This is a genomic window from Streptosporangium sp. NPDC000563, assembly GCF_040299985.1.
GTDB lineage: Bacteria > Actinomycetota > Actinomycetes > Streptosporangiales > Streptosporangiaceae > Streptosporangium.
The window spans coordinates 63,979-76,326 of record NZ_JBEPDA010000001.1; the positions used below are offsets into that span (position 1 = coordinate 63,979).

The 12,348-nt window shown below is 69.2% G+C and carries 16 protein-coding genes; 5 read left to right on the plus strand and 11 right to left on the minus strand.

Translation table 11 applies throughout. The features are described 5' to 3' along the window. Positions 1-5: 5 nt before the first annotated feature. Entirely contained in the window at positions 6-494 is a 489-nt protein-coding gene (locus tag ABT352_RS00320; protein ID WP_350941332.1) for a VOC family protein, read from the minus strand. A gap of 236 nt (positions 495-730) precedes the next feature. Here ABT352_RS00320 and ABT352_RS00325 point away from each other — a divergent pair, with 236 nt between their 5' ends. Together ABT352_RS00325 and ABT352_RS00330 are read left to right on the plus strand one after the other, a co-directional pair. Next, on the plus strand, positions 731-1,603 hold the full coding sequence (locus ABT352_RS00325) for a GNAT family N-acetyltransferase (RefSeq protein WP_350941333.1): 873 nt from the start codon (positions 731-733) through the stop codon (positions 1,601-1,603). A gap of 198 nt (positions 1,604-1,801) precedes the next feature. Next, entirely contained in the window at positions 1,802-2,908 is a 1,107-nt protein-coding gene (locus ABT352_RS00330) for a M48 family metallopeptidase (RefSeq protein WP_350941334.1), read from the plus strand. 93 nt (positions 2,909-3,001) lie between these two features. Here the strand turns inward: ABT352_RS00330 and ABT352_RS00335 are convergent, their stop codons facing one another. The 3 genes from ABT352_RS00335 to ABT352_RS00345 form a co-directional block, all read right to left on the minus strand. Further along, positions 3,002-3,802, minus strand: a complete 801-nt coding sequence (locus tag ABT352_RS00335) for a VOC family protein (protein ID WP_350941336.1) — start codon at positions 3,800-3,802, stop codon at positions 3,002-3,004. A 62-nt stretch (positions 3,803-3,864) separates the two neighbouring features. Continuing rightward, positions 3,865-4,278, minus strand: a complete 414-nt coding sequence (locus ABT352_RS00340; protein WP_350941337.1) for a VOC family protein — start codon at positions 4,276-4,278, stop codon at positions 3,865-3,867. Between the two features lie 20 nt (positions 4,279-4,298). Next, positions 4,299-4,733, minus strand: coding sequence for a helix-turn-helix transcriptional regulator (locus ABT352_RS00345; RefSeq protein ID WP_502992829.1), 435 nt, complete (start codon positions 4,731-4,733; stop codon positions 4,299-4,301). A 180-nt stretch (positions 4,734-4,913) separates the two neighbouring features. Between ABT352_RS00345 and ABT352_RS00350 the strand changes: the two genes are divergently transcribed. The 3 genes from ABT352_RS00350 (at position 4,914) to ABT352_RS00360 (ending at position 7,087) form a co-directional block, all read left to right on the plus strand. Beyond that, complete coding sequence (locus ABT352_RS00350; RefSeq protein ID WP_350941341.1) at positions 4,914-5,378, plus strand: DUF1801 domain-containing protein; 465 nt, start codon at positions 4,914-4,916, stop codon at positions 5,376-5,378. A 260-nt stretch (positions 5,379-5,638) separates the two neighbouring features. Further along, positions 5,639-6,196 (plus strand): hypothetical protein, encoded by a 558-nt coding sequence (locus tag ABT352_RS00355; protein WP_350941343.1) that lies wholly within the window; start codon positions 5,639-5,641, stop codon positions 6,194-6,196. A 312-nt stretch (positions 6,197-6,508) separates the two neighbouring features. After that, positions 6,509-7,087, plus strand: a complete 579-nt coding sequence (locus ABT352_RS00360) for a dihydrofolate reductase family protein (RefSeq protein ID WP_350941344.1) — start codon at positions 6,509-6,511, stop codon at positions 7,085-7,087. Here the strand turns inward: ABT352_RS00360 and ABT352_RS00365 are convergent. The 7 genes from ABT352_RS00365 to ABT352_RS00395 all read right to left on the minus strand — a co-directional run bounded on the left by ABT352_RS00365 (position 7,069) and on the right by ABT352_RS00395 (position 12,311). After that, positions 7,069-7,695, minus strand: coding sequence for a helix-turn-helix domain-containing protein (locus tag ABT352_RS00365; RefSeq protein WP_350941345.1), 627 nt, complete (start codon positions 7,693-7,695; stop codon positions 7,069-7,071). The two genes, ABT352_RS00360 and ABT352_RS00365, sit on opposite strands and share 19 nt — an antisense overlap. Positions 7,696-7,991: 296 nt before the next feature. Then, positions 7,992-8,396 carry an SgcJ/EcaC family oxidoreductase gene (locus tag ABT352_RS00370; protein WP_350941346.1) on the minus strand — a complete coding sequence of 135 codons (405 nt, stop codon included), beginning with the start codon at positions 8,394-8,396 and terminating at the stop codon, positions 7,992-7,994. A 199-nt stretch (positions 8,397-8,595) separates the two neighbouring features. Next, entirely contained in the window at positions 8,596-10,245 is a 1,650-nt protein-coding gene (locus tag ABT352_RS00375; protein WP_350941348.1) for an alpha/beta hydrolase, read from the minus strand. A gap of 198 nt (positions 10,246-10,443) precedes the next feature. Continuing rightward, entirely contained in the window at positions 10,444-10,821 is a 378-nt protein-coding gene (locus tag ABT352_RS00380; protein ID WP_350941350.1) for a GntR family transcriptional regulator, read from the minus strand. Then, positions 10,818-11,633 carry a hypothetical protein gene (locus ABT352_RS00385; protein WP_350941351.1) on the minus strand — a complete coding sequence of 272 codons (816 nt, stop codon included), beginning with the start codon at positions 11,631-11,633 and terminating at the stop codon, positions 10,818-10,820. Before ABT352_RS00385 ends, ABT352_RS00380 begins: the two co-directional genes overlap by 4 nt. A gap of 104 nt (positions 11,634-11,737) precedes the next feature. Further along, positions 11,738-11,956: a hypothetical protein gene (locus ABT352_RS00390; protein ID WP_350941353.1), complete on the minus strand. Its 219-nt coding sequence runs from the start codon at positions 11,954-11,956 to the stop codon at positions 11,738-11,740. A gap of 145 nt (positions 11,957-12,101) precedes the next feature. Continuing rightward, positions 12,102-12,311 carry a hypothetical protein gene (locus ABT352_RS00395; RefSeq protein ID WP_350941355.1) on the minus strand — a complete coding sequence of 70 codons (210 nt, stop codon included), beginning with the start codon at positions 12,309-12,311 and terminating at the stop codon, positions 12,102-12,104. Positions 12,312-12,348 lie beyond the last annotated feature (37 nt).

The window sequence follows — 12,348 nt, forward strand, 5'->3', positions numbered from 1 at the left end:
GCGCCTCAGTCGCCGAGCCGGTCTCGGTCGCCGAGCTGCAGGCGCGCCTCCTCCTCCATCATCGCGGTGAACCGCGCGTCGCGCTCGCCCTCCGCGCGCCGTGCCGTGTAGACGACGGTGTAGCCGTCCGGGTCGGTGACGCGCAGATCCCTGGTGTTCCACGGCGTGTCGAAGGGACCTTCGACGATGCCGCCGCCGTGGGCACGTGCCCGCTCGGCGAGCCCGTCGAGTTGCTCCAGCGCGGCCATCATGCTGATCGTCCATTCGCCACCGGCGGGCGCTTCGCCGAGGCGCACCAGGATGTCCTGGTAGCGCCAGCGGCGCAGGTGCACCAGCACCGGGTTGCCGTCGGGTCCGGGGACGGTGAAAAGCGAGATGAAGTCCAGTCCGTTCACATACCAGTCGACCGTGCGATCGAGGTCGGCGACGGTCACCGTGACGAAGGCGGGCATTCCATAGATATCGCGGTTGATCTCCTGCGTAACAGAATCCATGCGCCCCAGGCTGAAGTCTCCAGCGACCGGAGAGTCAAGCGATTATCGATCACGTTCCATGGACGACTGTGGAAAGCCCGCTCTCGAGGCGCGGAAACAGGCCGAGCACGGCGATCGACACCTTGCCGCTTTCGAGAGGCTTAGCACGTCGAGCATCGCTTCTCTCACGTTCCGATTCACCACGTCGGCGGAAAACCAGGTGCGGACCACCGGTGCGGTGGGGTGTGATCGGGGCCATGGCGATCGTGTCGGGTGAGCCGGGAGTCGACGGGCTGAGCGCGGTCGTGGACGTGCTGCGGGACTGGCAGCACGACGAGGCGCCACCGCAACTCCACCCGGGAGATCTGGGCTGGTTCTGGCGATTCGGCGCGGAGGCGACGGCCGCGGCGGTGCGGACCTGGAGCCGAGACGGACGGATTCTCGCCGTCGGGCTGCTGGACGACCCCGGGGTGTTGCGGCTCGCGATCGCGCCGGACGCCCGGCGGGACGAGGAGCTGGCGCGGCGGCTGGTCGCGGACATGAACGAGCCGGAGCGCGGCATCCTCCCCGAGGGGAGAGCGAACGTCGAAGCGCCCATGCGCGCGCTGGTCCAGGACCTGCTGTCCGGGAACGGCTGGAACGCCGGCGAGCCGTGGACGCCGCTGCGCCGCGACCTCGCGGAGCCGGTGCGAGACCCGGGCGTGCGGGTCGAGGTGATCGGGCCGGAGCGGGCGGACGTGCGGGCCGCCGTACAGCGGGCGTCGTTCGACGGGTCGACGTTCACCGACGAACGCTGGCACGCGATGGCGGCCGGACCGCCGTACGCCGACGCCCGGTGTCTGGTCGCGTACGACGACCGGGGCGACGCGGTGGCGGCGGTGACGGTGTGGTCGGCCGGTCCGGGGAAGCCCGGGTTGCTGGAGCCGATGGGCGTGCACCGCGAGCATCGGGGCCACGGCCACGGCCACGCGATCACCCTCGCCGCGGCGGCCGCCCTCAGGAGGCTGGGCTCGTCGAGCGCGACCGTCATCACCCCGAGCTCCAACGTGGGCGCCGTCGCCACCTACGGGTCGGCCGGCTTCCAGCGACGCCCCGAGGTCCGCGACCTGCGCCGGGACGCCCCCTCGTGAAGCCGGGGATCAGCGCGGTATGAATGCCGGGGGGGGATCGGCGCAGTCGCGCGCGAACGGCGTCGGTGGCCCGCGTATCCCTGAGCTCGACGAACTTCTCGACGGAGAACTTCCCATCTTTGCGGCGTATTGCCGCCATTCTCGGGCTCTGACACCTTGTTCGTCGTGTCCACCGATCTACCAGCCGGAACATCGGGCGTGTTTCAGGAGCGTCCGCGATCTCCCGGCCCCTTCCTGCCCCCTCCGGCGGCCCCCGTCCGGTCACGCCGAGCGACCGGTCGCGTCTCCCGAACCGGCGGCTACCTCCTTGCCCTGGCCGTCCACCTGCTGGCACCGGCCTTCCTGCTCACCGGCGTATACCTGGTCACCCGTCTGACGATAGGTGGCATCCTGTTCGGTCTCGTGGCCCTGGACCTCGCCTGGCTGCTGCGCCCCCGCCCCGCCCCCTTCCCCGCCTTCGCCGTACCTCTCGCCCGCGAGGACGCTCCCCACCTGTACGCCCTCGTCGACCGCATCGGCGAGGAGTTGGGAGCCCCCCGAACAGATCTGGTCGCCGTCAGCGGTGCGGTCAACGCCTCGTTCCGCACCTACGGGTGGCGACGCAGCCGTCTGGTGGAGATCGGCTACCCGCTCTGGCTGATCCTCACCCCGCAGGAACGCGTCGCCCTGCTGGCCCACGAGATGGCCCACTCCAGGAACGGCGACGCCAGACACGGCCTCGTCGTCGGCAGTGCCCTGCACTCGCTCCACGAACTCCGCGTCGTCACCGGCTTCGAGTGGCACCCCGGTGACGGCTTGTCCGCTCTCGTCACCCAGTGTCTCCTCGCGATCCTGGGCGTCCCCGTCCGCGGCTTGATCTTCCTGCTGGAGCTCCTGCTGAACCGCTCCTCCCAGCACGCCGAATACCGCGCCGACGAGATGCAGGCCCAGGTAGCCGGCTCCGCGGCCGCCGCTTCGCTTCTGGACGTCCTGACCACCCGGACACGATCGGTCGAAGGTCTCCTCGCATCCAGCGCGGTGGCCGTCGGAACCGGGAACCTGTGGACGGCTCTCCGCTCCCACGTGGACGCCGTCGCCGACACCGAACTCGAACGACACCGCGAGTCCGCCCGCCTTGAGAAGACGGGGGTCGACACGACCCATCCGCCGACGTACCTGCGCATGCAACGCGTGCTGGCACTGCCGTACCCGGTGCCCAGGGTGTCCGCCGCGGGGGCGGAGCAGATCGAAGAAGAACTCGACAAGGCGGCTGGACGCGTGGCGCGGCGTTTGAGGGAGGACGCCCAGTCCGTCCGTTATCGGTAAGCCTGGCGGGCAGGAACCAGCCGACCGTCGTCACGCGATTCCCGAAGCGGTATCCGACTCGGGGGTCGCGTGACGACGGTCGGCCTGTCGCGGTCAGCCGGGTGTGGTGATCATCCAGTGGTAGCCGTCGGGGTCGGTGCAGTGCCCGGCGTAATCCCCCCGATCGGTTCGGGCCGCCGCGGCGGTGACCCGACCACCGGCCGAGCCCGCGGTGGCGAGAAGAGCGTCGACGTCGTCACGGGAAGCGGCGATGTGGGTGAGTACGAGCGCCGAGAAGCCGTCACCGTGTTCGTCGACGCCGGCGTCCTTGGCGAGGGCTTTACGTGGCAGCAGGCCCAGTCGACACACGCCGTCGGCGATGACGAAGTCGAGGAATTTGTCACCGTAGTCGTGATTGACGCTCATGCCCAACGCCTCATAGAACGTCCTGGATGCCGTCGGATCGGCGACGCCGAGGTAGACGGCGGTCTCGGTCGGCTTCGGCGGGTCGGGGACGGGACCGGTGTCCTTCTTGGAGGCCGCGGCCAGCTTCCACACGGCCCCGTCCGGTGCCCGGTAAGCGGCGCTGAACTCACCGAAAAGCTGCTTCTTCGGCGGCTTGACGACCGTCGCGCCCTTGGCCGTGGCGGCATCGAGAAGGGTCCTGACCTCGGCGGGCCGGTTCACGATGGAGGACAGGACGTAGCCACGGAAACCCGAGGTCTCCGGGGCCGTACCGGAGTCGGCGGCGAGCGCGTCGATCGGGCGGAGAGCGAGCCGCCCGGTGCCGTGAAGGTCAAGGCTCGCGGTGTGGTCGTTCTCCGTCGCCGTGGCCGAGAACGCGGACGTGTAGAAGGTGCGTGCGGCTCCTACCTGAGGTACGCCGAGAGTGACGATGTCGACAGAGAGCGGCATCAGATGGTTCCTCCGTGCTTTCCGAGATCGGTCGATTCGGGGCGAGCGTCGTGCGGGCGGGCTCAGGCAGACGCGCCGGTTATCCGGACGAGGTTGCCGGCGGGGTCACGGAAGGCGCAGTCGCGGACCCCGTAGTCCTGGTCGATGGGTTCCTGGATCACATCGGCCCCGGCGGCCTGGAGGCGGTCGAACAGCCCGTCGAGGTCATCGGTGGCCAGCGTGACGGCGGCGTAGACGCCCTTGGTGACGAGTTCCAGGATGGTGCGGCGCTCCTCATCGGTGATGCCCGGATCGGCCGCCGGCGGGTGCAACACGATGGAGGTGCCGGGCTGTCCGACCGGACCGACGGTGATCCACCGCATGTCCTCGTAACCGGCGTCGGCCCGGACCTCGAAGCCCAGGATGTCGCGATAGAAACCCAGAGCGGCCTCGGGATCGGTGTGCGGGAGGAAGGTGTGCTGAATGATGACGTCCACGCCCGGCACGCTACGCATGACTATCGGGGGCGGGCTTCTCGATTCTTGACCGGTCTGGTCACCTGCTTGCTCAGGCACGGCGGAATACCCGCCGCGGCCTGCGAACGGTCACGCCGGTAGACGCTCGGCGGCACGCCGACGAGTTCCGTGAACCTCGTACTGAACGTGCCCAGCGAGGAGAAACCCACCTCGAAACACACTTCCGTGACGCTGAGGTCTCCGCGGCGCAGCAGCGTCATCGCCCGTTCGATCCGCCGGGTCATCAGATACGAGTACGGAGACTCGTCATAGACGCGACGAAACTCCCGACACAGGTGCCCGATCGACATGTGCGCCCCTGCGGCCAGTGCCTGGAGGTTCAGCGGCCTGGCGTACTCACGATCGATCCGGTCTCGGACACGGCGGATCACGGCGATGTCGTGCAACCGCTGCGCCTCCGCACGCCCGAGCTCCATACGCACCATCGTTCCACCTCGTCTGCCGCGCGAACGACAGCCGACGGTGCGAGGCCTTATTACAAGGAGTGTCCCGGAAGCACGGGGCGAGCATCGATCAGGAATCGAGAAGCACCGGCTTCACAGCGCCGATAGCGTCACAAACACCCCATACCGATGACGACAAGGAGAGTGACGGCGATGAGCGCGGGCACCGGCGCGGCGAGCAGGAAGAACACGGACGGCTTCTCCGAGGAGGAGCGCGCCGCGATGAAGGAGCGCGCCGCGGAACTGAAGAGGGAGGCGAACCGCGGCCGTGGCAACAAGGCGGCCGCCGAGGAGCTCGACGTACTGTCGAAGATCGCGGAGATGGAGCCGTCGGACCGCGCGATGGCCGAACGCATCCACGCCATCGTCACCGCCAACGCCCCGGAGCTGTCGCCGAAGCTGTGGTACGGCCAGCCGGCCTACGCCAGGAAGGGGAAGGTCGTCTGCTTCTTCCGCAGCGGGAACGTGGACAAGGAGCCGTACTCGGCCTTCGGCTTCACCGCCGAGGCGAACCTCGCCGACGCCGGTGGCCTGTGGCCCACGTCCTTCGCCGTGACCACGTTGAGCGAAGAGGCCGCGAAGACGATCACCGCTCTCGTCAGGAAAGCCGTGAGCTGAGGCACCGCCCCGACTGGCAGGGAAACACCTCGGCGAGGCACCGCCCGACGGCAGGAGAGCACTTCGGCGAGACAGAGCGGAAGCGCGGGAGCCGACACCGTACTTCGCCCGGCGGCGTGCCCGATGAGCGCGGGCCCGTGAGGTCGCCGGGCGGCTGGAAGAGGGTGGCGATCCGGCGCTCGGCCGCGACCGACCGAAGAACCGCGACGACCGGCCACGCCCACTGTCGGTATCGGTCGGCTGATCGCTAAGGTGGCGCCGTGATCGCCAAGCCGCCCGGATGGCCGTTGCTCACGGCGTTCTCGTTCGCGGCGTTCGTGTGCCTGTGGTGGTCCAGCGCGCCGTACCCGTACGTCGAGCTCTTCATCTGGGTGATCTTCGCGGGTGGCGCGCTCTTCCTCCTGTGGATCATCCGGGCCGTCCCGGCGCTGCTGACCGACATCGGCGCGATGGAGGCGAACATGCTCCGTTGGTTGATGCCATGGATCATCGCCGGCTGCACCGCTTTGGCGATCAGCGCCGACATTCCCTTCCAGGTACGGTTCACGCTGTCGAAGTCCGCACTGACCGACCACGCCCAGGCCGTGGCCCGGAGCGGCACCTCCTCCCACGAGTGTCGACTCGTGGGTCTTTATCCGGTCTGCTGGTCAGCGGCCACCCCCGACGGCGGAGCCCAGTTCAGCATCGACGACTGGCGAATACGCACGTCGGCGGGGTTCGTGTGGAGCCCGACGGGCCAGGTGTCCGAAGAGGGCCCGGGACGACTCGATCCGATCTCCGGCCCCTGGTACGCATGGTCGGCCTGGGACAGGTGGTGATCCCCCAAAGCCCCCACGTGGGCAGTTGTTCAGAGCGTCGAGATTGCAACCGAGTAGCCCCGGGGCCCATTGATCGCTTCCCCGTTCGCCACATAGAAGCCCGCTTTATCGGTGACGTACGTTCCGTCGAGATCGTAGGTACATCCCGAGGGGCGATCGGACGGCCGCCCCTCCGCAGAGGGCGCCAATGATCGTGTACAGCGGTGTTGCAGTACGCGTTCCGGACCCGCTGTCGTTTTCATCCAAGACGGTCACGGCAGCCGCGATCTACCGTGGAGCCGGCAGTTCGCCCGAACATGAGGAGACAGCACAATGCGTGACCTGGTCTACACCGGTTTCATGTCGCTGGACGGCGTCGTGGACTCGCCCGGCGGCGGGCCGGGGGAAGAGCACCGCAGCGGCGGGTGGGTGGTCAAGGACCTCGATTTCGTCCCGGAAGCCTGGTCGCTGAAGGGTGAGGAGCTCGCCGACACCACGGCGCTGATGTTCGGCCGCCGCAGCTACGAGGTGTTCGCACCGGTCTGGCCCGGTTCGGAGGACCACGCCGACTACAAGGAACTGCCCAAGTACGTGGTGTCGACCACGCTGTCCGACGACGCCCTCGTCGACGGGTGGGGGCCGACGACGATCCTGCGCTCGATCGAGGACGTCGCCGCGCTCAAGGGGAGCGAGGGCGGCGCGATCTTCATCCACGGGAGTGCGGAGCTGGCCCGGCGGCTGTCGGACGCGGGCCTGATCGACCAGTACAACCTGCTCGTCTTCCCCGTGCTGCTCGGTGCCGGGAAGAGCCTGTTCGGCCGGGCCGACCGAGACAAGCACCTGCTGACGCTGCGGGAGTCGGAGAGCTACTCGAACGGGATCCTGAAGCTCGTCTACGACGTCAAGCGCTGATCCAGGTTGAGGGCGATCGCGCCGCCCGCGCCCTCGCGCAGTTGCCTGACGGTGCGTCCGACGTAGGAGCGCAGTGCTCGGGCCAGGTGCGGCTCGTCGAAGTAGTCGAGCTTGGCGACGACATCGGCGGCCGGGTCGCCGGCGGCCAGCAACTCCGTCGCCGTACGGGCCCGCTCGATCTGCCGGACCACGCCCCGCGTCAGTCCGGTCGCGGCGCGGAACCGGCGTTCGACCGTGCGCCCCGAGACGGCCGGGCGGTGCCCCCGCAGCACCTCGACGACGAGCGGGTCACGGACCACGATCCCGGCCCGGACAAGCCCGTCGACCAGTGCCTCGGCATCGTCGGGGCCGGGCGTCTCCCAGCGCGCGCCGTCCAGCCGGAACGTCCGGCGCGTGGTGTCGGGGAGTTCGATACCGCCGTCGACGAGCGTCGGCGTGGGCACGGCACGCAACGAGGTGCCCACGGCGAACTCGATGCCGGTAAAGGTCGCACCCTCCGGCACCGGCGCCGTCCCGGTTCGGGTCTCGGGACCGGTGATGCTCGTGTACGTCCGGCCGGCCTGCTCCCAGAACACCAGCCCCCAACACGTCCCTGCGACGGACGTCATCGAAGTGACCTGCCCGCTCGTGCATGTCCACACGGTGTCGACCCACGGCGAGTCGGACCGACGTGTCTTGAGCCTCAGACCCATGGGCGAAGAATACGCCGCTTCGCGCTCCGCGGATGACCGGCTCGGCGTCGCTCGATCGGGGGTGATCCCCGCATCGGTCGCCATGGTGCGAGACGGGGTGAGTCCTCCAGCAGGTCGTCGGTCTTCACGTACAGCGTGGTGGCGAGGACACTCAACCCCTACCGATGTTGGGTGCCCTCGCCTCATGCGTACGGCCGATCCCCCGGAATCGATCAACCGGCGACGACCCCCGTGTTCTGGCAGGCGGTCAGCAACCAGCGGCCGTCGCCCTGCTTGGACATCACGTACAGCGGAGCACCCTCGCTCTCGTCGCCCGGGGTCAGGTAGAGCTGACGAACCTTGACCGCCGCGACATCCGGGCGAATGAAGAACACGTGGACCACCTCGTAGGTGACCTTGCCGTCCCAGTTCGCCGCGGGGAGAACCTTGCGGGTGAACTCCGAGATCGCGTCGAGGCCTATGAGGACCTTGCCGCCGGCCGTCGTCCAGACCGCGTCGGGGTGGAAGAGGGCGAGGAACTCATCGGGGTCCTTGTGCTGCTGGGAGTGTTCTACCGTGGCTACGACCTGTTCGATGGCTTCGAGGTCTGCGGCGTACGCCGTGGATTCCGTGTTCACGTGCACCACGGTGCTACCTCAAGCATGGTGGAGGTCAAGAGACGATCGACCGCTGACCCCTTGGAATCGATCATTGAACCGCTCCGGGATCGGTGGGGACCAACGGGGAGGGCCGGCAGGCCGGGTCGCGAGGGTGACAGCGGGAAACGGGTCGCTCGTTCGGTATCTACCGGCACACGGCGGTCCACAGGCAGCGGCCCTACAACGGACCCACAGAGGGAATGTACGGCAGGGCCGTGGAGCGGGCGGCGGCCGGTGGTTGCGTCCCCGGAGCCGGGCAGAAGCGGTCCCGCCCAGGCAGTGCCCCGGTGGCGAGGAAGGAGCTCATCGCCTCGTCGGCGCAGCTGCCCAGCCCGACGACGCCGTGGCCGCCCTGGTCGACCGTGATCATGGCGGCCCGCCGTCCGAGGGCGGCGCGCAGGCCGCGCGCACTCGCCAGGGGCGTGGCCGGGTCACGGGTGTTCTGCACGATCAGCACGTTGCGCGGCCCGTGACCGGTGACCGTCACCGGCGGCTCCACCGGTCGGGTGGGCCACGCCGCGCACGGCCAGATGTTCGCGGGCATACCCGCCGTCACCGGCCACGCCTGCCGGTCGGCTGCGACCTGCCGGGCGTACAACGCCGCGCTGCGCGGCCAGGCGACGTCATCGCAGAGCACCGCGTAGAGCGCGGCGACGCGGTTGTCCGCCGGTATCCGCGTCGTCCCGGTGCCATTGCCACCAACGGCGCCGTCGTCGGCCCTGCCGACAGAGCCCAGCCGGTCCGGTCGCCTCAGGACGGCGGGGTCCACGGTGGATCCTGAGACGGCGGCCGTGAGCTCCTGCCAGAACCCGGCGATGAAAGGGAAGTCGCCGTCGAAGTAAAGCCCCTCTCGGGTGATCTCGCGCAGTGCGTTGCCGTCGAGCACGGGACCGCCCGGGATCGGCAGGGGCCGCCTGTCGAGGGCCGCGAGCAGCCGGCCGTAGGTGCGCCGCACCTCCTCCGGTGTCGCACCGAGGTGGTAGACGGTGTCCCGCTCGGCTGCGAAGGCCAGCAGGTCGAGCAGGCGCACCGCGATCGACTGACTCCAGGTTCGCCACATGTCCCGCCACACCAGGTCCGGATCGACGGCGCTGTCCAGCACGATCCGATCGGTGCGTCCCGGGAACATCGAGACGTAGACGGCTCCCAGATAGGTGCCGTAGGAGAGGCCGAAGTAGGACAGTTTCGGCTCACCGAGTGCGGCTCGGATGCGGTCCATGTCCCGGGCGGTGTTGGCCGTGGTGATGAACGGAAGCAGATCGCCGGAATGCTCGGCGCACGCGGCCGCGGTGTCCCGCGCGAAGACGACGTTGCGCCCGATGCCGCCGTCCGGCCCCGGGTAGGGCAACAGCAGCGTGAACTGCCTCATGAGATCGAGGCCACAGGTGACCGGGGTGCTGTGGCCGACCCCGCGCGGATCGAAGCCGATCAGGTCGTACCGATCCAGGACCTCGCGCGGTAGTACGTCCGCCAGCCGGCTGGGCAGGTCCAGGCCGCTGCCGCCCGGGCCGCCCGGGTTGGACAGCAGGATCCCGCGGCGCGCCCCGGGACGCGCCGTGCCGATCCGGGAGATCGCGATCTCGATGCTCCGCCCGCCCGGGGCGCGGTAGTCCAGCGGCACCCGCAACGTCGCGCACCGCTGGCGTGGGTCGCGCGAGACGCCGCCGGATTCCACCGCCAAGCACTCGCCCCACATCGGAGCCGCTCCCCTGGCTTCGGCCACCACCGGCTCCGGCGTGCCGACCCGGGCCCCGGCCGACGTGGGCACGCCTGTCACCGCGATGGCCACCGTCGCCGCGGCGATGAACAGCGTCAGATTTAATCGCACTGCTACTCCTTTTCGAAAGGAACAGATGCTTTCTCGATGACTGTGAAATCGGCACCGCCGGGTACGCGAGACCCTTCGCTTGATCACGCGGAGAAACAGGGGCCCTGGTTCGGTCGCTCTCAGCAGGTCACCGGGCTTGATCGGCCGCTACACCGACGTCGTGCGTTCGACGACGTGACACCTGCGGCCGAGTCGTGGTCATGACGAGGTCGGTGCCGCCGTGCCGGATGTCAGGGCCGCTCGTACGATGCGGATCGCCTCGTCCTCGTCGATGCCGAGGCCGGCGATCACGGCGGCGTAGTCGGCGGCGGCCCGGTGGGCCCGCTCTCGGCCTTCCTGGCCGGTGGCCGAGACGAACGAGCCCGCTCGTCCGCGTGTCTCGATCAGTCCGGCCTCCTCCAGTTCCCGGTAGGCGCGGCCGACGGTGTTGACGGCCAGGCCGAGGTCGGCCGCGAGGTGGCGGATGGTCGGCAGCCGGGCGCCCACGGTCAGCGTGCGGTCCTGGATCTGCCGGGCGAGCTGGGATCGTAGCTGCTCGAACGGCGGTACCGGTGAGGCAGCGTCGATGACGATCATCGTACGCTCATGACCTGTCGGGCCACCGTCGCGCACGACGGCGTTCTGAAGCGGAGCGCGATGAGAGCGATCATGCCCAGGATCAGGTAGGTGATCGCGGTGGCGCCCCACCAGGTGGGCGCGGTGCCGAACAGCAGCACCATGGGCAGTGACCACTGCACGTTCGGGGTGGCGAGCTCGCGGGCGTCCTCGACGCGCATGATGACGTCGGCGGTGAGCGACTCCTCGTCCTGCGCCACGACCGGGTGGCGCAGCAGGTGGCGCAGTTGCAGGGCGGTGATGGCCGTCGCGCCGAGCAGGCCGATCAGCACGACGACGGCCAGCTGCCGCACGGTGGGATCGGCAACGGCCAGGGCGCTCGCGGTCAGCACCATCGCGCCGACGAACGTGGTGGCGGCGAAAACGGCGTAGGGCCGGCCGAGCACGGTCCGCCAGCCGGGCTGGATCGGGTGGGCGGCCCTGCGGGACAGCGTCGCGGCCGCTCGCTGGTCGACGTGTCGTATCCACCGGACGAGCAGTGACTGTGCCAGCAGCAGCCCGGCTACGGCCGCGGTCAGGGCCAGTAACGGTGGCGGGCGATGGGGCTGGGGGTTGCCGAACGCGGAGACGGCGGCCAGTGCGCTGACGATGATCAGCGCGGCCAGGATGAGGTAGGTGGCCAGGCGGGCGCGTTCACGGACCGCCAGCCGGCTGGCGAGCAGCGGGGTCGGGCGCGCGTCGGTCAGACCGTGCCGGGTCAGCCACGCGCCTGCCAGCCGCAGATCGGTCGTACGCGCCGACGGGCCTGCGTCCGGTAACGGATCACGGGTCATGACATCTCCTTTGTCGCAAGTTTTGCACCAATAGGATGCGACAAAGATTGCGACAAAGTCAACGCCCTTGGGGTCTCGTCGCCCCGGGTGGCGCGAGCCTCGGCTCAGCGAGGGCCGTCGCCGTGGACCATTAAACGGACGGCGGCCGACACCGCCTCGAGCATCTCCTCCTTGGCGGCGACTTCGAAAACGCGCCGCGGCGACGTGCGCCCCCACCCGACCGTGGCGCCGGCGGTCTCTTCGTTGGCCCTGACCAGCACCGCGCCGCCGTGAGCGCCGATCGTCGCCGTGACGTACGGTGCCGCCTCATGGGCCGGGTTCACCAGAATCCCCGCTCGTACCTGTCCAGCCTGCCCAGCCTCTTCCCGGGCGAAACGGCACCCCCGGCGACGCCCTCGGCTGACATCGCACGTACACAAATGAAGCGTCCCGGAGGTCACCCTCCGGGACGCTTCATTGCCGCCCTCGTTAATAGCACCACTTTTCGCAATGGCGATGCCTGGTCGGCTCTGGTTCCTCACCGCGCAGCAATGTGAGTCGTACCCGCTGCCGGGCCTTGCGCTCCGCCAGGTTGGCATCTTCACCGATGCCCGAATAGGAACCGCCCATATCGTGCCTGTAGCGGCGACCATCCTCCTCCTGCAAGCGAAGCGGCATCGTGTTGTCCGTCCTGCTCACGTTCTTATGATCCTGCGTTTGGGCGGGATCGTCCAGG

What these genes read in the sequence shown, in the direction of transcription:
- ABT352_RS00335 (WP_350941336.1), bottom strand. Translation starts at nt 3,802, where the DNA reads ATGCCGCTCTCTGTCGACATCGTCACTCTCGGCGTACCTCAGGTAGGA.
- ABT352_RS00325 (WP_350941333.1), top strand. Translation starts at nt 731, where the DNA reads ATGGCGATCGTGTCGGGTGAGCCGGGAGTCGACGGGCTGAGCGCGGTC.
- ABT352_RS00350 (WP_350941341.1), top strand. Translation starts at nt 4,914, where the DNA reads ATGAGCGCGGGCACCGGCGCGGCGAGCAGGAAGAACACGGACGGCTTC.
- ABT352_RS00365 (WP_350941345.1), bottom strand. Translation starts at nt 7,695, where the DNA reads ATGACGTCCGTCGCAGGGACGTGTTGGGGGCTGGTGTTCTGGGAGCAG.
- ABT352_RS00360 (WP_350941344.1), top strand. Translation starts at nt 6,509, where the DNA reads ATGCGTGACCTGGTCTACACCGGTTTCATGTCGCTGGACGGCGTCGTG.
- ABT352_RS00380 (WP_350941350.1), bottom strand. Translation starts at nt 10,821, where the DNA reads ATGATCGTCATCGACGCTGCCTCACCGGTACCGCCGTTCGAGCAGCTA.
- ABT352_RS00385 (WP_350941351.1), bottom strand. Translation starts at nt 11,633, where the DNA reads ATGACCCGTGATCCGTTACCGGACGCAGGCCCGTCGGCGCGTACGACC.
- ABT352_RS00345 (WP_502992829.1), bottom strand. Translation starts at nt 4,733, where the DNA reads ATGGAGCTCGGGCGTGCGGAGGCGCAGCGGTTGCACGACATCGCCGTG.
- ABT352_RS00320 (WP_350941332.1), bottom strand. Translation starts at nt 494, where the DNA reads ATGGATTCTGTTACGCAGGAGATCAACCGCGATATCTATGGAATGCCC.